Source organism: Pedobacter sp. MC2016-24 (assembly GCF_015223055.1).
Lineage (GTDB): Bacteria > Bacteroidota > Bacteroidia > Sphingobacteriales > Sphingobacteriaceae > Pedobacter.
Genome location: NZ_JADFBX010000021.1, coordinates 56,576 through 78,622, shown reverse-complemented (window position 1 = coordinate 78,622; position 22,047 = coordinate 56,576). Strand labels below are relative to the sequence as shown.

The window sequence follows — 22,047 nt, the reverse complement described above, 5'->3', positions numbered from 1 at the left end:
CTTTAAATCAAACCCTGATCGGCAAAACTTAAATATAATCTATTGGTAATGATCAAATGATCCAGCACAGGAAGATTTAGCATGTTGCCGGCTTCGACCAATTTTTTGGTGATCTGAAGATCTTCTGCACTTGGTTTTAAATTTCCGGAAGGATGGTTGTGGGCCAGAATCAGGTATGCTGCATTGTGCTCCAGCGCGACTTTAAAAATCATTTTAGGGTCGGCCACCGTACCTGCCATACCACCCTTACTGATCATTTGCTTTCCAATGACATAATTGGCTTGATTGAGCATCAGGATCCAGAACTCTTCATGGTTCAGGTCAGCAAAAACCGGCCGCAGGATATCAAAAGAACCAGCAGAAGAATTGATGACCTTAACATCATCTTCCAGACTATCCTTTCTGCGGCGGCCAAGTTCAAGTGCGGCTACAATAGCAATTGCTTTTGCTTCTCCTATTCCCCTGAATTTCTCAAGATCCTGTACAGAGACTTTTCCGAGTTTAGACAGGTTATTGTGATAATGCGACAAAATACGCTTACTCAAATCTACAGCACTCTCTTCTTTGTTACCAGAACCAATCAGGATCGCAATCAACTCTGCATCGGTTAAATGTCTTCTTCCATTTAACAACAGTTTCTCCCTTGGCCTGTCGGCCTCAGCCCAAAGTTTTATACCCAGCTTTTGTTGATATGCTTTCATGCTTCTAGTTTTTTAAGCAAAAAAAAACGGGATATGCAATCAATGCACATCCCGTTTACAATATTGTAAAGCTAAGCTTATTTTAAGCCATTAACAAATTTAGTCAATTTAGATTTGTTGTTAGCTGCTTTATTTTTGTGAATAACGCTTTTTTTGGCTAAACGATCTAACATAGAAACTACTTTAGGAAGTAATTCTAAACCAGTTTTTTTATCTTCTGCAGCACGCAATCTTTTGATAAACGTACGAGTAGTTTTTGCCTGGTATCTGTTACGTAAACGTTTAGTTGCGTTTGCTCTAATTCTTTTTATTGAAGATTTATGATTTGCCATTTTTTGTTATTAATATTTTATTATAGTGCTTTCGCGCTTTTACTGTTCTATTTTCGGACTGCAAATATAGAATTAATGTTTTTAATTTACAAAAGCATTTTGCAAATATTTTTCGTAATCCCCTATTTTCCTTTTAATTGTTCGCACCATCTGTAAAATCAAATACCTGCTAAGCCTTCAATCTCTTACGATCTGCCAGGTACATCAATATAAACTGCAATACAATACTCAGTACAAACACAATGGTCAATAAGATATACAACCAGGTATTGTTAAAATACTGATGTTCGACAGAAGATTTGATGACATTAAAAACCCAAACCAGGAGGAACCTGACAAATACGAGACTGGCTGCACCTATAATATAATGCAGCGCTTTGAATTTAACTTGTTTTTCTTCTGACCAGACCACCAGCACCCCAAATAAAAAAACGATCAAAACTCCGGCCATGGTATAGGAGTTACTGTTCAGCAAATACAATAGAAAGTAGGCAATTGCCAAAATAATGTTTAAATAGGCTGTTGCTTTCAACATAAGGATAAAGATAACAATTTGTGAGAAATCCTTATCTTTGGCGCACGTTCTACTACCCAAAAACAGATTTTATGAAGAAGCGCATCGCCATATTTGCATCAGGATCAGGATCAAACGCTCAAAAACTGATGGAGCATTTTAAGCGCAGTACAGAAGTGGAAATAGCCCTGGTACTCACCAATAACCCTGATGCTTACGTTTTACAACGTGCAGACAACTTTGAAATTCCTTCCCACATCTTTGATAAGCATGAGTTTTATAAGACTGATCATATTGTAGACCTGCTTAAAAACCTGGAAATAGACCTGATTGTACTGGCTGGCTTCCTGTGGTTGATTCCTAAAAATCTGATTGCTGAATACCCGGGCCGCATCATCAATATACACCCGGCCATTCTTCCTAAATTTGGCGGAAAAGGAATGTATGGCGACCATGTGCACCTTGCAGTAATGGAAGCCGGAGAACCGGAAGGTGGCATCACCATTCATTATGTAAACGAAAATTACGATGAAGGGGAATACATCTATCAAGCCAAATACCGCATTGATAAGACCGATAATCTGGAGATGGTTAAGTTTAAAGGACAACAGCTGGAACACCAGCATTACCCTAGAATTGTGGAGAGCATTATAAAAAAGATAAAAAAATAAATTTATCAGGTAAAAATCCTAATTTTGCGGCTCAAAATTTTTCTCCAAATGAGTCACTCTAAAAAGATCAAAAACGCTTTAATTTCAGTTTATTACAAAGATGGTTTAGAACCTTTAGTTCGTTTACTTGCACAGCAAGGTGTACAGTTATTCTCTACCGGAGGTACTGAACAGTTCATTAAAGACCTAAACTTACCAGTTACTGCTGTTGAAGACCTTACTGGTTATCCTTCTATTTTAGGAGGAAGAGTAAAAACATTACACCCTAAAGTTTTTGGTGGGATTTTAAACCGCAGAGCTTTGGCTTCAGATCAGGAACAGATTGCCCAGTATGAAATTCCTGAAATTGACCTGGTGATTGTTGACTTGTATCCATTTGAAGAAACAGTTAAAGCAGGCGGTTCTGAAGTAGACATCATTGAAAAGATCGATATCGGTGGAATTTCTCTGATCAGAGCAGCTGCAAAGAATTTCAACGATGTGGTTATCCTCGCTTCTAAAGACGATTATGCAAACCTGCAAAAACAATTGGAAGATCAAAATGGAGAAACCACTTTAGCACAACGTAAAGCTTTCGCTAAAAAAGCATTCCATACTTCTTCTAATTACGATACTGCAATCTTCAACTACTTCAATACTGAAGAGCCGCTTACGGTATTTAAGCACAGTATCGCTGAAGCACAAACATTAAGATATGGAGAAAATCCACACCAGCAAGGCGTATTTTACGGAGACCTGGATGCAATGTTCACCAAACTGAATGGTAAAGAACTGTCTTACAACAACCTCGTTGATGTAGATGCAGCTGTTGCACTGATTGATGAGTTTGAAGCACCTACTTTTGCCATCCTAAAACATACCAATGCCTGCGGTGTAGCTTCTAAGGCTACCATTCTGGAATCATGGAATGTAGCATTAGCTTGCGATCCTGTTTCAGCTTTTGGTGGCGTATTGATTGCCAACCGCGAAATTGACCTGGCTACCGCTACCGAAATCAATAAATTATTTTTCGAAGTATTGATCGCCCCGGCTTACGCGCCTGAAGCGGTTGAATTGTTCCGCGCCAAGAAAAACCGCGTAATTTTACAGCGGAACGAAGTTGAACTGAGCAAAAAACAATTCAAGACTTTATTGAACGGGGTGATTGAACAGGACAAAGATTTAATTATCGAAGGCCCGGAGCAAATGACTTCGGTAACCAACAAAATACCTACTGCACAGGAATTACAGGACCTGTATTTTGCCAATAAAATTGTTAAGCATACCAAATCAAATACCATCGTATTTGTGAAAAACGACCAATTGTTATCAAGCGGCGTTGGACAAACATCAAGAGTAGATGCTTTGAAACAAGCCATTGTGAAAGCAGATGCATTTAAGTTTGACCTTAAAGGCTCGGTAATGGCGTCGGATGCATTTTTTCCTTTCCCTGACTGTGTGGAAATTGCAGCAGAAGCAGGAATTACTGCGGTTCTGCAACCTGGAGGCTCAATTAAAGATGCAGATTCTGTAAACATGGCCAATCAGAAAGGAATTGCAATGGTGACCACGGGTATTAGACATTTTAAACACTAATTTATTTCGCTCTGAATACAATAAAAAGATGTAGTTTTACATTATATAGTATACAGAATTTTTAATACTTAACTTATTACCTATAAATGGGTTTATTTAATTGGTTTACACAAGAGGTTGCTATCGATTTAGGTACAGCCAATACCTTGATTATACATAACGACAAAGTAGTAGTTGATGAACCATCAATTGTTGCCTTTGACAGACAAACAAATAAAATCATTGCAATTGGCAGGCAAGCCATGCAAATGGAAGGTAAAACCCACGACAATATCCGTACGGTTAGACCACTTAAAGATGGCGTTATTGCCGACTTTAATGCCGCTGAAGCAATGATTAAAGGCATGATCCGCATGTTAAATGGCGGTAAAGGCTGGATGTTTCCTTCGTTAAGAATGGTAATCTGTATCCCTTCCGGTATTACTGAGGTTGAAAAACGTGCGGTAAGAGATTCGGCAGAAATTGCCGGCGCCAAAGAGGTGTACCTGATTCATGAACCAATGGCTGCTGCTGTTGGTATCGGCATTGACGTAGAAGAACCTATGGGAAACATGATCATCGATATCGGTGGTGGTACTACAGAAATTGCTGTAATCGCGCTGTCAGGTATTGTATGTGACCAGTCTATCCGCGTTGCGGGAGATAACTTTGATTCAGACATTGTAAATTACATTCGTCGTCAGCACAACATCATGATCGGTGACCGTACTGCAGAGAAAATTAAAATTGAAGTTGGGGCTGCACTACCTGAATTACAGGATCCTCCTGCTGATTTTGCTGTTCAGGGCCGTGATTTAATGACCGGCGTTCCAAAACAGATCACGGTATCTTATACTGAGATTGCACACTGCCTGGATAAATCGATCTCTAAAATTGAAGAGGCCATTTTAAAAGCCCTGGAGATCACTCCTCCGGAGCTTTCCGCAGATATTTATCAGACCGGTATTTATTTGACAGGTGGAGGTGCTTTGTTGCGCGGATTGGATAAACGTGTGGCTGCTAAAACAAAGTTGCCGGTTCACGTTGCCGAAGATCCTTTACGTGCGGTAGTACGTGGCACCGGAATTGCGCTTAAAAACATCGGTGGTTTCAAATTCTTAATGCAATAGCTAGTATCGTAGTTGGTATTTAGTAGTTGGCTGGCCATGCCGTTAATGACTAAATACCAACAACCAAATACTGAATATTAAAAATTTTTAGATACATGCGTAACCTTTGGATTTTCATAAACAGATATAACGCATTTTTCTTATTTATCATTTTCTTCATTTTCGGCCTGATTTTAACGGTAAGAAATAATGCTTACCAGCACAGTGCGGCCGTTAACTCTACCAATGAGGTGGTAGGCGATGTTTACCAAAACCTCAATGTCTTAAAAAAATACCTCAATTTGGGTCCGGTAAATGATAGCCTGGCTGCAGAAAATGCCAAACTCAAAACGGAGTTGCTCATGCTGAAAAGCATAGATAGTGCAAAAAAAATCACGGTTAAGGACACACTGAATAATCCACAGTATACTTACCTATCTGCCCGGGTTATTAAGAATTCCATTACCCTGCGCAACAACATCATCACCATCAATAAAGGTAAAGCCGATGGAATTGCCAGCGGCATGCCGGTAATTTCTCCGGGTGTAGGTGTAGTTGGCTATATCAGGGATGTTTCTGAACATTTGGCCAATATCCAGTCCCTGTTGCATAAAGAAACCAAGATTAGTGTAAACCTTAAAAAGAACAATGCATTGGGCTCATTGGTTTGGGGTACCAGCAATTTTGACTACAGGAAAGCCTTTGTTAAAGACGTACCCAATCATTTTAAAGTGAACGTAAAAGATACGGTAGTGACTTCAGGCTATTCCTCTTTCCCGCCAGGAATTCCGGTAGGCAGTATCATCAACACTTCTGTGGCCGCCGGGGATAATTCTATGGCTATAGAAATCAGGTTGTTCAATGATTTTAGCACTTTACAATATGTCTACGTAATTTTAGATAAATACGCGGCCGAACAAAAAGAATTAGCATCAAAAGTACCCAATGAACAGTAGAATCGTTTTGGTAAATATCGTAAGGTGGTTCATACTCCTTTTAACTCAGATCCTGCTGCTGCGGAACCTGAGTTTCTATAACATGGCTACCCCATTTGTATACATTCTTTTTTTGATGCTGCTTCCCTTTGGCATCCCCAATTTATTACTTTACCTGATTGCATTTGTCACCGGTTTAACGCTGGATGCTTTTTACGACACCCTGGGTGTAAACGCGGCTGCCTGTGTAGCGCTGGCCTTTGTCAGGATCTCTTTCATTTCCATTACCTTGAACCGCGATGGATTTGACGAACCAGAACCTACACTTGGAAATATGGGCTTTAAATGGTTCATATTGTATGCCATTTTATGCGTTTTTTCTCATCATTTGGTGCTCTTCTTTTTAGAAACCTTCAGACTTGCTGAGTTTTCGTATACCCTGCTCAGATGTCTTTTAAGTGGTATATTTACACTCTTCACGATTATCCTGATCGAATTTATATTCTATAATAGAAAAGCCCGCTAATGAACAATCTGTTTAACCGAAAATATATCATACAAGGCGTTTTCATCTTAATGGGACTGATCCTGTTGGGTACACTTTTCTATATTCAGATTTTAAGCGATAAATATTTCCTTTCTGCCGATCGTAACGTACTCCGTAAAATTTACACGTATCCGGCACGTGGGGTTATTTTTGATCGGAATGAGAAAGCTTTGGCACAAAATGAATCGGTGTACGATTTAATGGTCATCCCCAACCAGGTCAAAGATTTTGATACGGCTGCCCTTTGCCGGATCATTGGCATTGATACCACGCGTTTTAAAAGAAACTTTAACAGGGCTTCGGCCCAATCCAGATATCAGCCAGGCCTGTTTGAAAAACAATTGTCTATTGAAACTTATGCTGCACTATCGGAGCAATTATCCCGCTTCCCTGGCTTCTTTGTACAAAGCAGAACCATCCGGAATTATCCGGACAGCCTTGCAGCTCACTTTTTGGGTTATATCAAAGAGGTATCACCTCTGGACATTACGAACTCTGAAGGTTACTACCGCTCAGGAGATTACATCGGAAAATCAGGTGTTGAAAAATCGTATGAAACACTTCTACGTGGGAAGAGAGGTGTGGTTAACATGCTATATGACGCAAAGAACGTACCTAAAGGTAGCTATGCAGAAGGTCGATTTGACACTGCAGCTGTTTCGGGTGATCAGTTAATTTCTTCCTTAGATCTGAAATTACAGAAACTTGGAGAACAGTTGATGAAGAACAAAATTGGCAGTATCGTAGCCATTGAACCCGCGACAGGAGAAGTACTCGCCTTTGTCAGCAGCCCAAGTTACGATCCCAACCTGATGGTTGGCCGGCAGCAGGGCAACAATTATATGGAGTTGTTAAAAGATCCAAACCGGGTGTTCAACATCAGGCCAATTATGGGTTATTATTCTCCTGGTTCTTCATTTAAGCCATTGGATGCTTTACTGGGTCTGCAAGATGGTGTTATTGATCCCAACATGACTTTCAACTGTCCCGGTTATTTCAAAGTAGGTAACCACACTGTAAAGTGTGAACACGTTGATGGGAACATTAGTTTGCGCAGAGGATTAGCGAGATCATGTAATACTTATGCTTGCTATGTGTTTCAAAAACTGATCACGCAGCGTAAATATGCCAATCAACACATCGCTTATGACGAATGGCAAAAAAAGGTTAGAAAATTTGGGCTTGGCGGAAAGCTAGGAATTGATTTGCCCTCTGAACGAGATGGCAGGTTATATGATGCAGCCTACTATTCGTCTAAATATAGCAAATACTGGGGTTACAGCACGGTGCTTTCCCTGGCTATCGGACAAGGGGAGATGGATGCTACCCCACTTCAAATGGCTAACATTATGGCCATTATTGCCAACCAGGGTTATTACATCAAGCCCCATCTGGTCAAAGCTATCGGTAAAAACCATGTCATTAAAAAAGAGTACCTGGTTAAAAACTATGTGGGGGTTGATCAACGACACTTCGGACCGGTAATAGATGGCATGCAGGATGCGGTAAATGCTTCCTGGGGAACGGCAAGAGACTCACAGATCGACGGGATCATCATGTGTGGTAAAACAGGTACGGTACAAAACCCACGTGGTAAAAACCACTCCGTATTTATTGGGTTCGCTCCGCGCGACAATCCAAAAATTGCCATTGCGGTTATCGTAGAAAATGCAGGTTATGGCAGTACTTATGCGGCACCAATTGCCAGTTATATTACTGAAACTTATTTAAAAGGAAGCCTGGCAAAAAATAAACAAGCGCAGGCAGAATGGATGAAGAAACAGGTCATCCTTCCAGATCCGCCGAAGCCTAAAGTAAAACCCAAGGCTAAATTGACAGATTCGATTAAAGACACCACAGCAATAAAAGCTAAACCCATTCAAGCTACAAAATGACGACACAACAAAACGATAGGTTTTTCTTCAACGTAGACTGGATTACTATCCTGATCTATGTAGCCTTGTGTTTAATTGGATTTGTAAACATCTATGCTTCTATTCCAAGGGCAGATTCAGATATTTTTAGTTTTGGAAGTAATTATGGTAAACAACTGATTTTCATCTTTACAGGTCTGATACTTGGTTTCTCTATCCTATTGCTTGATGCCAAATTCTTTAGTGTCTTCTCTCCCATCATATATGGCGTAACCATGTTCTTGTTATTGGTTGTGCTGGTAGTCGGAAGAAATGTTGGTGGTAACCAGGCCTGGATCCCATTGGGATCATTCAGGTTGCAACCATCAGAACTTGCCAAGTTCGGAACAGCGCTGTTACTGGCCAGGTATGTGAGTTCTTTTAATCCTAAGCTGACCACATTAAAGCCGGTATTGATTGCGGCAGCGATCATTATTTTACCGATGTGCCTGATCATGCTTCAACCGGATGCGGGCTCTACACTGGTATTCCTCTCTTTCATGTTTCCATTGTATCGCGAAGGATTACCGGGATATCTGCTGATTCTTTTCTGGGGAATGGTATTGCTATTTATTCTCAACCTTTATTTAACCCCGCTGGTACTCATCTCCAGCATCCTCGCCATTGGCGCGCTGTTCATCTATTACAACAAAAAGAAACAACAGCGGATGATTATGATCGGTGTCATCACATTTGCCGCTATTGGCTATTTGTTTATCGCTAAGGTCATTTTTGAAAAAGTTTTACAACCACATCAGCAGACGCGGATTGAATTGATCCTGGGGCTTAAAACAGACCCAAAAGGCGCGGGATATAATGTAAACCAGAGTAAAATTGCCATAGGATCAGGACAGGCGACCGGAAGGGGCTTTTTACAGGGCACACAGACCAAATATGGCTATGTGCCGGAGCAAAGCACCGATTTCATTTTCTCCACCATAGGTGAAGAATGGGGTTTCGCAGGCTGTTTTGTAGTGATCGCGCTCTACCTCACTATGCTGCTCCGGGTGGTGAACCTGGCAGAACGGCAACGGTCTACGTTTTCCCGGGTATATGGCTATTGCGTGGCAAGTATTATATTCTTCCACGTATTCATCAATATCGGAATGACAATTGGCATCATCCCGGTGATTGGTATCCCCTTACCATTCATCAGCTATGGAGGTTCTTCCTTATGGAGCTTTACGGTATTGCTGTTTATATTCCTGAAGTTGGATTCAAACAGAATGGGCTTTATCTAGCTGGAAAACGTTGGTTCAGCAATTCGTAAAACTGATCAACAGTAGTTTGTTTTGATGCCCAATTGTTTTTAACCGCGTAGTTATGCTGCAAAAATTTATCTGCTGCCTGGAAATCCGGCATCTTATTGATCAGATCAATAGCTTCTGCATAAGCCAGATTATAACCATTAAACAAATCTTTGATATACAACAGCTTTTCATTTAAGTTGATGGCCTGCCTCAAATCTGTTATCGGCGTCTTAAAACTACCCTCGTTCACATTTGCTGTATTGTTGTTTTTTCCTGCCAGGAGGTCATTTAATGTAAGTCTGGGACTTTCTTCTGCAACCGGACTCGCGGCTGCCTTCACTTCAACAGGAAGGGGTTCAAATGTAGTTTGTTTAAATTCCGGCTCAGGTTCAAGGTCAGTTTTTAGAGATTCAACCTGCACAGGTATTTCTTCTGTTACAACTTCGGGAATGGTTTGATGGATCGGCTCTGCAGATACCTGATTTTGTTTCTCCGCAATGATGCGTGCTTCTTCCTTACTTAAAGGACGATCAAAAATGTCATCTATAGATTTCTCTTCGAAGTCAAATTTGTCGGATAAGGGCGCTTCATTTAATATAAATTCAAACCTGGCTGGTTCCTGCTCCAATTTGAACAGCTCATCCTGAAATTGGTTTTCAGGCTCAGGCTCTAATCTGAATACTTCTTTTTCTTCAGGTTCAATAATTTCTTCAATAAGCTCCGATTCAGGTGCTGTTTCAATAACTTCTGCTGCTGCTGGCAACTCAACAGGTAAGGGTTCAGCAGCAACTGCTGTCAATGGTTGAATTTGCGTTTCAGGCTCAGGAACTTCTGCATGCTGTGGAATTTGCTTAACCAGCGGATTGTTATTGATTTTCCGTACAATCTGCACATGGTCTGATAAAAAATTGGCATTGGCCAAGAAAAGCTCCAGTTCCAGTTCATTTAGCTGAGAAGGGTTTTGAGCTAAAAATTCATACTGATCCTGAAGTTCGTTCAGTATCAATCCTATTTTTTTAAAAATATCCTGTTGATTCATCATAACTTAATAACGCAAAAACTACGGTTTTGTTGGTAACTTACCTCTCAAAAGTACTACAAAATTCTGATATTAGCGGCCTTAAAAGATCCTAAAGCACATGTTATTCAGCGAACAAAATTACAGGAGGGGGGCGAACTTTGGCAGCATTGAAGTAATTTGCGGCTCGATGTTTTCAGGAAAAACTGAAGAATTATTAAGGCGTTTAAAACGCGCGCAGATCGCCCGTTTAAAGATCGAAATCTTTAAGCCTAAAACGGATACGCGTTACGATGAAACAGCAGTTGTGTCGCACGATTCAAATTCGATACCTTCTACTCCCGTAGAAACGTCATCAGCCATATTACTTTTAAATGCAGATACGCAAGTCGTGGGCATAGATGAAGCACAGTTTTTTGATGAAGATCTTCCTGATGTTTGTAATAAACTCGCTCAAAAGGGTATCCGCGTTATTGTTGCCGGGCTGGACATGGATTTTACCGGAAAGCCATTTGGTCCGATACCAGCACTGATGGCTATTGCAGAATTGGTGACCAAAGTAAATGCTGTTTGCGTATGCTGTGGAAGTCCTGCTGTCTATTCTTACCGTACCGTAGCCAATTCGAACAAATTTCTATTGGGCGAAAAGGAAAGTTACGAACCAAGGTGCAGGCACTGCTTCCATCTGGGTGATGAATAAAATTCGCCCTCATTCATTTTGACAAGCTAAGCACATTAGTGGTTAGCTTATCAGGATAAAATTCGCGTCCTTTGCAGGTTAAGCAAAAAAGATGAATATTGTTATTGAAAAAAAGGACATCCGGGCTGTTTACGAAACTTCCATCATTCAACAAACCGCATTCTGGTCTGAAGTAAAAACAAAACAAGGACTACAAACAAAAGCATTTAACTTTAAAGTTCCTGATGAGAGCATTTATAACCGGGCTTCAAAAAACAAATATACACATGCCGATTTTCTGGTATTGCTACAACCGCTGGATCGGGAATATAGCGTTGCTTATGTTCCATATGGACCTGAAATAGAACCCAATGAAGAACATCAGGGAAAATTTCTGGAAGAGCTTTCAGAATCACTCAGAAGCCAACTGCCTGACAAGTGCATTTTAATTCGTTATGACTTGGCCTGGGAATCTCATTGGGCCAAAGAAAGTGATTGCTTTGACGAATCCGGCAACTGGAATGGTCCCCCGGAAAAAAAATATCAGGAGTTTCGTTTTAATTTTAACACCATAAACTGGAACCTGAGAAAAACAAATTCCGACATCTTACCTTCCAATACCATATTTCTCGATTTACAACGCGACGGTAGCCAAATTCTGGATGCCATGAAACCCAAAACAAGGTACAATATCAATCTGTCTTACAGAAAAGGAATCACCGTCCGCAAAGTCGGCTTGGAGAACCTGCATGTCTGGTATGCCTTATACCAGGAAACTGCCCTTAGAAACAGAATCCACATTAACGACATCAGTTATTTTCAAACGGTATTAACTGCCAGAGCAGAAAATACAACTTCACCTGCTGAAGTAGAACTGCTGCTTGCCGAACTTGAGGGAACACCGATGGCAGCTATGTTCCTGGTCATATCTGGTCACCGCGGTACATATTTGTATGGCGCATCTTCTTCCAGCAACCGAAATTTCATGGCTACTTATGCCCTGCAATGGGAAGCCATGAAAATCGCAAAAGAGCGTGGATGTATAGAATATGATTTATTTGGTGTCGCACCGAGACCTGATCCCGCGCACCCACTGTATGGTTTGTATAAATTTAAAACCGGATTCGGCGGTCAACTATACCATAGAATGGGTTGTTGGGATTATCCGCTGGACATGAAACAATACCAAAGATTTATTGGCACAGAAATGCACAGTCAGGGATATCACGTATAACGGCTATTCTCTGTTGAATTTTATCCATTGGGACAGTTTTTACAGCGTTTCCCTGTCAGATATTTTTCGCAGCATTCTTTTTTCTTTTTGCTCTTTTTGTCTTTTTTATCAGACTTTTTATCTTTTTTCTTCGACATGCCACTAAATTTTATCTGATAAACAAAAAAAGGTACATACTGTTTGACAATGCATCAGTATGTACCTTGATTAGCCTTTACAGCAGGAATGGATTAAGCCTCGCTGTCGTATGTAATCTGACCAACATGTTTGTCGATCTGCCATCTTCCGGTACCTTCTTCGCCAATAACTTCAAACAATTCCAGTGCTCTTCTGGCTTTGTATTCCTCTTCTCTTTGTTCTTTAAAGAACCAGTTTAAGAACTCAAGAGTTACAAAATCTTGTTCTTTATAACAACGCGCCGCGATATTTTTAATAGACTGGGTTACGCTGATTTCCTGATCTAAAGCTTCTTCAAATACTTCACGGAATGAATTATATTCTGCTTTAACATTGGTAATTTCAGGAGACACTGCATTTCCACCCATATCCAATACATACTTGAAAAACTTCAATTGGTGCATTCTTTCTTCTTCAGCTTGTTTAAAGAAATAGTCACCGGAGAAATCATAGCCATTGCGGTTACACCATGAAGCCATAGACAAATAAATCGCTGAGGAATGTGCTTCTTTTTTTATTTGTTGGTTAATAAGTGCCTCTACATCTGCTGAGAGTAAACACTTAACACGCAGGATATCTTTCATATTCTTAGGTATTAATTCGTAGTTTCTACTACAAAAATAGAGCTAAGAGTTCAGAATAGAGAATTTAAACGCAATATGGAAAGAATCTAATTCTAACAAGCTCAGCCTATTAAGCGATACAGCCTATCCTGAATGATGTGATTCAATTCCAGCATCACAAAAGTACCCTGCAACAATTCCTTTAAAGCAATGATTTGAACAAGTGACAATACATAACAGTGATCGCATGCACAGATGAAAAGAATTTCCAGATCTGGACTATTTGCACCGTTCAGCAGCAGGTCTTCAATGTCAATTTGATAGACTGCCTTTTTTAACTTTAGAATATTACGGTAATCAAAGCGGGCCAATTTACCGGCAAAATCAATATACCAGCAGTTTTCAGCATCTGACTGATAAATAGCACCGTGTTTGGTACTAAAAACTTCATTAAAATCGACGGTTGCCTGAATGGTTAAATTTTGCATTGATTTTACTTGTAAGGCAAAGGTGATTATTATTTAGATTTATTCCAAATCAACGGGAATATTTTTTTAATAATACTAACCTAAGCCGCTAATTTTTGTCGCACGGGCAATCAGAACTTCCCTTTCCACAACCACACCGGTATTACTGGTGGTCACATCCATAAACTCAATAAATTCCAAAACAGAAAAACCTGCCTTGATCAACAAGGCTTCAACGGTCACTTTGTCATACAAGTTAAACCGGTATTTGGTAAAAGGCAGTCCTTCCATAAAATCTCTGGAGGCAAAGCCTAAGCTGAACACCCCACCAGGTTTCAACACGCGGAATATCTCCCGGGCATAAGCTTCAGGATCTTGCCAAAAGTAAATCGTGTTTACCGTGAATATTTTATCAAAAAAATCGCCCGGGAAGTTCAGTTGATCTGCAGCAGTCAGCTGAAAAGAGACATTGCTTCCAAGCAATTCAGCATTCAGTTCATTCGCCGCGACAACCATAGTTTCTGAGATATCTACGCCACAGTAATTAAGATCCTCAGCAACAGTCATCAGATTTCGGACATGATTACCATTACCAGGACCAATTTCCATCACCTGATCACCCACGCTAAGCCTTAAAGCTTTATAGGTTTCCTGCGTCATCTGGTCGTTGGTATGTGCCATGCGCTGTGCAGTCCTGATTCCATCTTCTCCATCCGGACAACTCAGTTGACGCGCAATTTGCATCAGATCTTGTTCAGTCCACTTATTTTCCATGCTGTGATATATTAAGGTGCAGATCGCTACTTTTCTAAAAAATTGTGCGATAAATCTATTTATAAATATTCTAAATAATTAGCATACGCAGAAGAATAAAAGCAAAAACCTAACCTTTAGGCAAAAAAATAAATCAAAACACAAGCAATTTATCACCAGATGACAGCAAAGCTTGCCAGACAACCACAATGCTCGAAATTAAAAGCATTCAGATACAATAAAATAACGTGCAGTTTATTTGGCAAATTTTAACTTTACAAAATTATGGCGTACCGTTTGTTAGTACCTCCTAAACAAAAACTAACAATTGCTGTTACAACAATGATAATATATGATATTAGGCTAATTCATGGAGAGCAAGACTGAGCAACCCTTAGAACAAGAAAAGGAAGTTAAAGGCCCCGGTAGGTTGAGCCGGATGTTCTTGACACTATATGATGTGTATAAATTTATTGCTCGTTTTTTCAAAGAGGGTTTTCTTCCTCCTTATGAGCTGAAAGAGCTATTTCGCCAATGTTATGAGATTGGATACCGCTCGGCCTTACTGATTTCAACTACAGGTTTCATTACAGGAATTGTATTTACCAAGCAGTCCAGGCCATCCCTGTCAGAGTTTGGCGCAACGTCCTGGTTACCTTCCCTTGTAGGGATTGCCTTACTCAGAACACTGGCACCACTATTAACAGGACTGATCGCCGCCGGTAAGGTAGGTTCCAGTATCGGTGCGGAGCTTGGTTCTATGCGTGTTACCGAACAAATTGACGCCATGGAGGTCTCTGCAACCAACCCTTTTAAATTTTTAGTATCCACACGCGTACTCGCGGCAACAATTACTATACCTATACTTACCTTTTATACTGCTATGGTGGGTATGTGTGGTGCCTTACTAAACGTGTCGCTAAGTGAAAATACAAGTGCAAAAGCATTTTTTCAGTCTTCATTAGAACAAATTACATTTCTTGACTTTACAGCCTCAACCATTAAAGCGATTTTATTTGGCTTTACCATTGGTGTCGTAGGCTGCTACCAGGGCTACAATTCGTCTAAAGGAACTGAGGGCGTTGGTAAAGCGGCAAACTCAGCAGTAGTTATAGCGATGTTCCTCATATTTATTGAAGAGGTAGTTTCAGTACAGTTTTTCAGTTTATTCAGAACCTAAATCTTAAGCAATGGAACAGAAAAAGCAAACGGATAAAGGTGCCGAAAAAGTCATTGAGATTAAAGGTCTGATGAAATCATTTGGAAATTTCCATGTATTGAAAGGAATTGACCTGGATGTGTATAAAGGAGAGAACCTTGTGGTATTGGGTAAATCCGGTACCGGAAAATCTGTATTGATCAAAATCATTGTCGGACTGCTGACGCCCGATGCAGGCGATGTCAAAGTACTCGGGCAACTTGTAGATCAGATTACCTATAAAGAATTACTGGAACTCCGGCTAAAGGTTGGATTTTCTTTCCAGAACAGTGCTTTGTATGATAGTATGACTGTTAGGGAAAATCTGGAATTTCCATTGGTAAGGAATCAAAAAAACCTGACCAAAGCTGAGGTGAAACATGCTGTAGAAGAAATGCTGGATGCAGTAGGTTTGCTGAATACCATAAACCAGATGCCATCTGAACTTTCGGGTGGACAGCGAAAAAGGATTGGTATTGCCCGGACCTTGATATTGCGCCCGGAAATCATGCTTTACGATGAGCCTACAGCCGGACTGGATCCGATAACCTGTCTGGAGATCAACAATTTGATTAACGAAGTACAGACGCGTTTTCACACCAGTTCCATCGTGATTACCCACGACCTTACCTGTGCCAAATCCGTGGGTAACCGGGTAGCGATGCTTTTAGACGGACAATTTCAAAGGGTTGGTACCTTTGAAGAAGTTTTTAATACAAATGACGAAAGGGTGAAACCTTTCTATGACTATAATTTTATTCAGTAACAGAAAATATGCAAGCAACAGACAACCGCAAACAGATCACAGTTGGAGTATTTATACTCATCGGCCTGGTGATATTCGTTTTAGGCGTTTTTACTTTAGGAAGCCAGAGAAAAACCTTTGTAAAAAGCTTTACTGTAAATGCTGTTTTTAGCGATATACAGGGTCTCAAATCGGGCGGTAACGTTTGGTTTTCAGGGGTAAAAATCGGGACAATTAAAAAGATTCAGTTCTATGGAACATCGCAGGTCCAGGTGTTTATGAACATCGAAGAGGATGCCCATAAGTATATTCACAAAAATTCTACGGCAAGTATCAGTTCCGACGGCTTAATTGGAAATAAGATCGTCGTGATCGGTGGTGGAAGTCCTAAATTTCCTTTTATAGAGGATGGGGATCAACTTCAGGTTAATACCGCGCTTTCTACCGATGACATCATGAAAACATTCCAGGTAAACAACAAAAACCTGGTAGATGTAACTTCAGATTTTAAAGTACTTTCTAAAAGCCTGGTAGAGGGTAAAGGAACGGCTGGTGCTTTGCTGACAGACGAAAAGATTGCCGCCAATTTTAGGACAATTGTGGAAAACCTAAAAAACACAACTGCATCCGCAAACAGAATGGCCGCAGAGATGAATACCTTTACCAAAACCTTAAATACTAAGGGAGGTTTAGCCGATAAACTAATGACAGATACCGCTGTATTTGCAAAATTACAGGGAGCCGTTACAGAATTGCAAAAAACAGCACAGTCAGCTTCTGCCATGACCGAGAATTTGAATAAAGCTTCTTCGAAATTCAACCAGACAGATAATGCGGTGGGTTTATTGATCAATGATGCAAAAACCGCTGAGCAGGTGAAATCTATTATGAAGAATCTGGAGACCAGCAGTAAAAAACTAGATGAAGATCTGGAAGCTTTACAAAGTAATTTCTTATTCCGCGGATTCTTTAAAAAGAGAGCAAAAGCTGAGGCTGAAGGTCAAAAATAACCGTTCTATTCTGCGACTGGCATCTCTTAGGCTCCCGAAGGGGGAGCAAAGAGCGCCTAGGTCGCTTCATAGAAGGTGATTTTTGAGTAAATAGCATGATGCAAATGGCATAGTGCAGAGCGCGTGATGCAAGGAGCATAGTGCTTATCGCATTATTTAGCGCGATGTTATTTGACTGTGAATTCTTTTTTCAGTTTGATGTCCTCTGAGGAGTTGCCGATCATCACTTCAAATTTACCGGGTTCGACGGTCCAGTTCATGTTTTTATCCAGGAGGGCAAGGTCATCCGGATGCAGGGTAAATCGTACAGTTTTGGTTTCTCCGGCTGCGAGTTTTACACGTTCAAATCCTCTCAATACGGATTCATAAACGGTGACACTGCTCACCAAGTCTTTAAGGTAAAGCTGCACCACCTCGTCGCCTTTTCTTGATCCTGTATTTTTAACATCTACGCTTATTTGTATATCCGCCTGGGCATTAATTTCTGTCGGGTTAACCTGCAGGTTGCTAAATTCGAAGGTGGTATAGCTTAAGCCATAACCGAAGGGATATAGTGCACCTAAAACCCGCGTCTTTCCATTCCCATTGGGATCGTCATTTTTACCCTGACCAGCTTGAGAACCAGGCTTGAAAGGGAAATTTAATTCAATTTGCCCAATTGATTTTGGATAGGTCATGGTTAACTTACCCCCGGGATTGTTATCCCCGAATAATGTTTCAGCCACAACTTTACCTGCCGATGGCCCCGGAAAACCCGCCTGAAGGATGGCTGGTAGAAACCGGTTTTCCCAATTGATTGTTAAAGGCCGCCCGTTAACCATCACCATAACAATGGTTTTCCCTGTAGCATGAAGCGCCTGCAAGAGCAACAGCTGTCTGCCGGGTAAGTTTAGTCCGGTTCTCGATTTACTCTCCCCAACCTGATCATCCGTTTCCCCAACCACCGCAATCACAATGTCAGCCTGCTTTGCAGCCTCAACAGCCTCATTAATCTGAGTTTGTTCTGCTGTACTCAGCTCGGTAGGAATAATTTCGCTTTCCGGCCATTTGGCATCAATTACCTCACATCCTTTGGCATAATGGACTTTCGCTTTCTGCCCAACAAATCCCTTTATCCCATCTAAAATAGAGGTAATCGGGTTATTAGAAGGACCGTATCTGCTGGTTGTATAAGTTGTTTCAGTCGCTAAAGGGCCAGTAACCAGTATATTCTTATAGTTGTTAACATCCAGGGGCAAAACTCCTTTGTCGTTTTTTAACAAGACCATAGACTCGCGGTTCAACTGAACGGCGATCTCTTCGTCGGCCTGGGTATGTACTTTTTTATCCGATGAAGCAGGATCTTTGACATAGGGATCATCAAAAAGCCCCAGTCTGAATTTTATACGAAGTACATCAGCTACACGCTCATCCAGCGTTTTCATAGATACAGAACCTTCTTTAACCAATTCCCGAAGCGGCAGGATAAAATTTTCCGGCATCGTGAAATGGGTACGTACATTCAGTCCCGCTTCAATAGCCTGCTTTACGGCACCCTTATAATCCGCAGCAACATGATGTTTACTGGAGATAAATTCAACGGCTTCGCTGTCAGATACCACATAGCCATCAAAACCATATTGCTTACGAAGCAATTCTGTTAGAAAATAATAACTTCCGGTAACCGGCTCCCCGTTCCAATCGTTATAACTACTCATAATCCCCATGGGTTTCGCTTCCTGAATCACCCTTCTGAATGGATACAAAAACATTTCATGCAATTCTCTCGGTGCAACATGCGGGTCAGTACGTGCCTGCCCATCCCGGCCTCCTTTTGGTACGCTGTAAACGGCGTAATGCTTTAATGTGGCGGCTGTGCCCTGATCCTGAATACCCAGGGTCATTTGTTTACCCAATTCTGCAATTAAATAAGGATCTTCAGCATAGCATTCCACTACCCTCCCCCAGCGCTGGTCTCTGGCAACATCAAGAATTGGTGCATACACATTGGTATAGCCCAATGCTTTCGCTTCTCTACCCACCGTACCTCCGGCACGGTAAACCAGCTCCCGGTTCCAGGTCGTACCAATATTGATGGGTGCCGGAAAAGGTGTTGCCCGATCATGGCATAAACCATGAATACCTTCATTGCTGAAATCAACAGGGATTCCCATTCTCGTCTCTTCTACAAACCATTTCTGTACTGTGTTAATCGCATTGGCATGTTTGCTGAAAGGATAGGAATAAGCGGTTACCGCTTTCTTATTGTAAGGCAAACTGTTCAGCTCTTCATCAATATTGGCTATACCGTCTTTCCATATTTGATTTTTCCAGTCCGCTGTCGGCATCTCATCTTTAAGCACCCGCCCATACCCGTAAAGTGTAGCCGTCTGGCAGGTTTTCTCATCCAGTGTCATTTGGCTCAGCAAATCTTTAATCCTGGCTTCTACGGGTTTAGCAGGATCTTCAAAAACATCCATTTTTCCGTTCTTGTTGAAATCTACCCAGCCTTTGTGATAGATATTCTTCTTTTGTGCATCGGCAGTCATTGCTAAAGACAGCAATGCGGCCAATGCCAGTGGCTTGTATTTCATCATGTGAGTAAAAAATTGCAAGAAATGGTTCTAATCCACTAAAATAGGATTTTATGATGGGTTGAAATTGGCATTAAGTTCAACTATTTTAACATGCAAATTAGGTGCGCTCCTCTAGGTCTGGCATCTCTTAGGCTCCTGAAGGGGAGCAAAGAGCGCCTAGGACCTTTCGGAGGCACCAAATTTGCCTCCATATATACACCCGGGTATGGTGTGATTGGTTACTTACTTGATTGATTGTTTAATTGCTTGCTTAATTGATTACTTGATTGCTTACTTAATTGCTTGTTTAATTGATTGAGTGATTGATTACCTAATTGCTTACTTATTTGCTTGTTTAATTGATTACTTGATCGCTTACTTAATTGATTGTTTAATTGCTTGCTTGATTGATTGCGTGATTGATTACCTAATTGCTTACTTATTTGCTTGTTTAATTGATTACTTGATTGCTTGCTTAATTGCTTGATTAATTGATTACTTAATTACTTGATTGATTACTTAATGGCTTACTTGATTAATTTATTGACTGACAAGCTTGCGGACTAGTCTTAATAGCTCCCTGCTAAATCAATTGAAAAGAGGTCTGGTTCAGACATAAAAAAACAGGGACGCTGCGAACGTCCCTGTTAAATACTGTTCAGGCACCAATTGTAGGAACACAAATTAGATAGTTACAAACCTAAACTGAACAAATGTATAAATTATACAACGAAATCTTCTATGATTTTCTGCGATTCAGCATCAAAAATGCACAATACAGTTATGCGTCAGGCCATTCATAAAAAATCATCGCTTAACTTGTTCCTTGCTTTCACTGAAAAAATTATTTTTCGATTTTTTGATAGCGCAACAATGCTTCAAGGAAATAATAATCCGCATAAATTAAAGGCACATCAATTTCACTATTGTGCGGAAAACTGCCTACCGAATGCTTCAAAATAAATCCGGCATTTGTACCGGGTTTAGCCAGGTAGTCTGCCCCAGACAAAGACTTTAGCATCATTTCCGCTTGCGTAAAGTACTTTTTACCGTCTTTAGCAAAGGTACTTAACTCCAATAAACCTGAGGCTGTCAGTGCTCCTGCCGATGCGTCTCGGGGAATATAAGAAAGTTTATTGGCGTCATAAGCCCAATCCGGTTGATATCCCGACTGATTGACATTGAAATCCCAGTAAGGGATCTTGTCTTTTGGTAAATTGGGATGGTTGATATAGAAATCCGCAGCCTTTTGTGCGGCATCCAGAAAACGCTGATCCCTGGTTTCGCGGTACATCATGGTGAAACCATAAATTGCCCAGCCCTGCCCTCTCGACCAGGTCGAATTGTCCGCATACCCCTGGTTGGTCTGCTGGTGCAACACATTTCCATTGGCATCATAGTCAACAACGTGGTAGGTGCTAAAATCTGGCCTGAAATGATTTTTCATGGTATTCAGCGCATGACTTATGGCTACATCTTTATACTTTGGATTGCCGGTCAGCTTAGAAACGTAACATAGCATTTCCAGGTTCATCATGTTGTCGATGATTACCGGGTATTGCCAGACTGTTTTTTTATCCCATGAAGCCTTGGTATTCCAGGATTTGATCAATCCTACTTTAGGATCAAAACGGGTTAATGCAGACTCTGCAGATTGAATCAATATTTTATGATACTTCTCCAGTTTTGCCGGGTCTTTCTCAAACCTTACCGCATTGCCATAAGAACAATACATCACAAAGCCAACATCATGATGCTGCGTTAAAAACTGAGCTTGTTCTAATGCTTCTGTCCACTTTGTGGCAGCAGCCTTCCACTCTGGTTTCTTCGTGTACTCATAAATATACCATAAACCGCCAGCAAAAAAACCCTGTGTCCAATCCCAAACATCGGTTGTTTTTACCGCACCATTTTTATCAGAAGTACGTGGAAACTGGGTCAAATCAGTCTGGCTTTTCAGCATTTTGGAATATTGCTTTTCAGCGGTCGAAAAATCTTTTTTAATCAGCTCCGTCTTGGGCGAAAACCATATAAATGAGGATACTGACACCGTAACTGCAAGTATAGAAGCCAGTAACAGACCGGGTCTTTTCATATTAAATTCGGTTAATTTCATCTGTGT

21 protein-coding genes are annotated in these 22,047 nt (G+C 40.8%); 12 read left to right on the top strand and 9 right to left on the bottom strand.

The window, feature by feature from the left end:
• Positions 1-2 precede the first annotated feature (2 nt).
• The 3 genes from radC to IM797_RS26615 form a co-directional block, all read right to left on the bottom strand.
• The gene (gene radC / locus IM797_RS26625; protein WP_194130265.1) at positions 3-701 is read right to left on the bottom strand and encodes a DNA repair protein RadC; all 699 of its coding nucleotides are present in this window, start codon (positions 699-701) and stop codon (positions 3-5) included.
• Positions 702-778: 77 nt separating this feature from the next.
• Positions 779-1,033, bottom strand: a complete 255-nt coding sequence (rpsT, locus tag IM797_RS26620) for a 30S ribosomal protein S20 (protein WP_194130264.1) — start codon at positions 1,031-1,033, stop codon at positions 779-781.
• A 169-nt stretch (positions 1,034-1,202) separates the two neighbouring features.
• Positions 1,203-1,568 carry a hypothetical protein gene (locus IM797_RS26615; protein ID WP_194130263.1) on the bottom strand — a complete coding sequence of 122 codons (366 nt, stop codon included), beginning with the start codon at positions 1,566-1,568 and terminating at the stop codon, positions 1,203-1,205.
• 71 nt (positions 1,569-1,639) lie between these two features.
• Between IM797_RS26615 and purN the strand changes: the two genes are divergently transcribed.
• The 7 genes from purN (at position 1,640) to rodA (ending at position 9,517) form a co-directional block, all read left to right on the top strand.
• Entirely contained in the window at positions 1,640-2,218 is a 579-nt protein-coding gene (gene purN, locus IM797_RS26610) for a phosphoribosylglycinamide formyltransferase (protein ID WP_194130262.1), read from the top strand.
• Positions 2,219-2,266: 48 nt separating this feature from the next.
• Positions 2,267-3,793, top strand: a complete 1,527-nt coding sequence (purH, locus tag IM797_RS26605) for a bifunctional phosphoribosylaminoimidazolecarboxamide formyltransferase/IMP cyclohydrolase (protein WP_194130261.1) — start codon at positions 2,267-2,269, stop codon at positions 3,791-3,793.
• A gap of 86 nt (positions 3,794-3,879) precedes the next feature.
• Complete coding sequence (locus IM797_RS26600) at positions 3,880-4,902, top strand: rod shape-determining protein (protein ID WP_048907325.1); 1,023 nt, start codon at positions 3,880-3,882, stop codon at positions 4,900-4,902.
• Positions 4,903-4,997: 95 nt separating this feature from the next.
• Positions 4,998-5,837 (top strand): rod shape-determining protein MreC, encoded by an 840-nt coding sequence (gene mreC, locus IM797_RS26595; RefSeq protein WP_194130260.1) that lies wholly within the window; start codon positions 4,998-5,000, stop codon positions 5,835-5,837.
• Positions 5,827-6,342, top strand: a complete 516-nt coding sequence (mreD, locus tag IM797_RS26590) for a rod shape-determining protein MreD (RefSeq protein ID WP_194130259.1) — start codon at positions 5,827-5,829, stop codon at positions 6,340-6,342. The genes mreC and mreD overlap by 11 nt, the downstream gene beginning before the upstream one ends.
• A complete protein-coding gene (gene mrdA, locus IM797_RS26585; protein WP_194130258.1) occupies positions 6,342-8,258 on the top strand; it encodes a penicillin-binding protein 2 in 1,917 nt (638 codons plus the stop codon). Before mreD ends, mrdA begins: the two co-directional genes overlap by 1 nt.
• Positions 8,255-9,517, top strand: a complete 1,263-nt coding sequence (gene rodA / locus IM797_RS26580) for a rod shape-determining protein RodA (protein WP_194130257.1) — start codon at positions 8,255-8,257, stop codon at positions 9,515-9,517. Before mrdA ends, rodA begins: the two co-directional genes overlap by 4 nt.
• On the opposite strand, the gene IM797_RS26575 is transcribed toward rodA, so the two are convergent.
• Positions 9,510-10,568: a hypothetical protein gene (locus IM797_RS26575; RefSeq protein WP_194130256.1), complete on the bottom strand. Its 1,059-nt coding sequence runs from the start codon at positions 10,566-10,568 to the stop codon at positions 9,510-9,512. The genes rodA and IM797_RS26575 overlap by 8 nt on opposite strands.
• 97 nt (positions 10,569-10,665) lie before the next feature.
• Here IM797_RS26575 and IM797_RS26570 point away from each other — a divergent pair, with 97 nt between their 5' ends.
• Together IM797_RS26570 and IM797_RS26565 are read left to right on the top strand one after the other, a co-directional pair.
• Positions 10,666-11,244 carry a thymidine kinase gene (locus IM797_RS26570; protein ID WP_194130255.1) on the top strand — a complete coding sequence of 193 codons (579 nt, stop codon included), beginning with the start codon at positions 10,666-10,668 and terminating at the stop codon, positions 11,242-11,244.
• A 91-nt stretch (positions 11,245-11,335) separates the two neighbouring features.
• Complete coding sequence (locus tag IM797_RS26565) at positions 11,336-12,457, top strand: peptidoglycan bridge formation glycyltransferase FemA/FemB family protein (RefSeq protein WP_194130254.1); 1,122 nt, start codon at positions 11,336-11,338, stop codon at positions 12,455-12,457.
• Between the two features lie 230 nt (positions 12,458-12,687).
• Here IM797_RS26565 and IM797_RS26560 read toward each other — a convergent pair whose 3' ends face one another.
• The 3 genes from IM797_RS26560 to IM797_RS26550 all read right to left on the bottom strand — a co-directional run bounded on the left by IM797_RS26560 (position 12,688) and on the right by IM797_RS26550 (position 14,438).
• On the bottom strand, positions 12,688-13,218 hold the full coding sequence (locus IM797_RS26560) for a ferritin (RefSeq protein WP_194130253.1): 531 nt from the start codon (positions 13,216-13,218) through the stop codon (positions 12,688-12,690).
• Positions 13,219-13,319: 101 nt separating this feature from the next.
• A complete protein-coding gene (locus IM797_RS26555) occupies positions 13,320-13,685 on the bottom strand; it encodes a hypothetical protein (RefSeq protein WP_194130252.1) in 366 nt (121 codons plus the stop codon).
• Positions 13,686-13,760: 75 nt separating this feature from the next.
• A complete protein-coding gene (locus IM797_RS26550) occupies positions 13,761-14,438 on the bottom strand; it encodes a class I SAM-dependent methyltransferase (RefSeq protein WP_194130251.1) in 678 nt (225 codons plus the stop codon).
• A gap of 349 nt (positions 14,439-14,787) precedes the next feature.
• Between IM797_RS26550 and IM797_RS26545 the strand changes: the two genes are divergently transcribed.
• The 3 genes from IM797_RS26545 to IM797_RS26535 are packed head-to-tail and all read left to right on the top strand — an operon-like array spanning position 14,788 to position 17,370.
• Positions 14,788-15,597, top strand: coding sequence for an ABC transporter permease (locus IM797_RS26545; protein WP_194130250.1), 810 nt, complete (start codon positions 14,788-14,790; stop codon positions 15,595-15,597).
• Between the two features lie 10 nt (positions 15,598-15,607).
• Positions 15,608-16,381 (top strand): ABC transporter ATP-binding protein, encoded by a 774-nt coding sequence (locus IM797_RS26540; RefSeq protein WP_194130249.1) that lies wholly within the window; start codon positions 15,608-15,610, stop codon positions 16,379-16,381.
• A gap of 8 nt (positions 16,382-16,389) precedes the next feature.
• On the top strand, positions 16,390-17,370 hold the full coding sequence (locus IM797_RS26535; protein WP_194130248.1) for an MlaD family protein: 981 nt from the start codon (positions 16,390-16,392) through the stop codon (positions 17,368-17,370).
• Between the two features lie 167 nt (positions 17,371-17,537).
• Here IM797_RS26535 and IM797_RS26530 read toward each other — a convergent pair whose 3' ends face one another.
• Positions 17,538-19,946 carry a glycoside hydrolase family 3 N-terminal domain-containing protein gene (locus tag IM797_RS26530; RefSeq protein ID WP_228099158.1) on the bottom strand — a complete coding sequence of 803 codons (2,409 nt, stop codon included), beginning with the start codon at positions 19,944-19,946 and terminating at the stop codon, positions 17,538-17,540.
• 823 nt (positions 19,947-20,769) lie between these two features.
• Positions 20,770-22,041 carry a glycoside hydrolase family 88 protein gene (locus tag IM797_RS26525; RefSeq protein WP_194130247.1) on the bottom strand — a complete coding sequence of 424 codons (1,272 nt, stop codon included), beginning with the start codon at positions 22,039-22,041 and terminating at the stop codon, positions 20,770-20,772.
• Between the last annotated feature and the right edge of the window lie 6 nt (positions 22,042-22,047).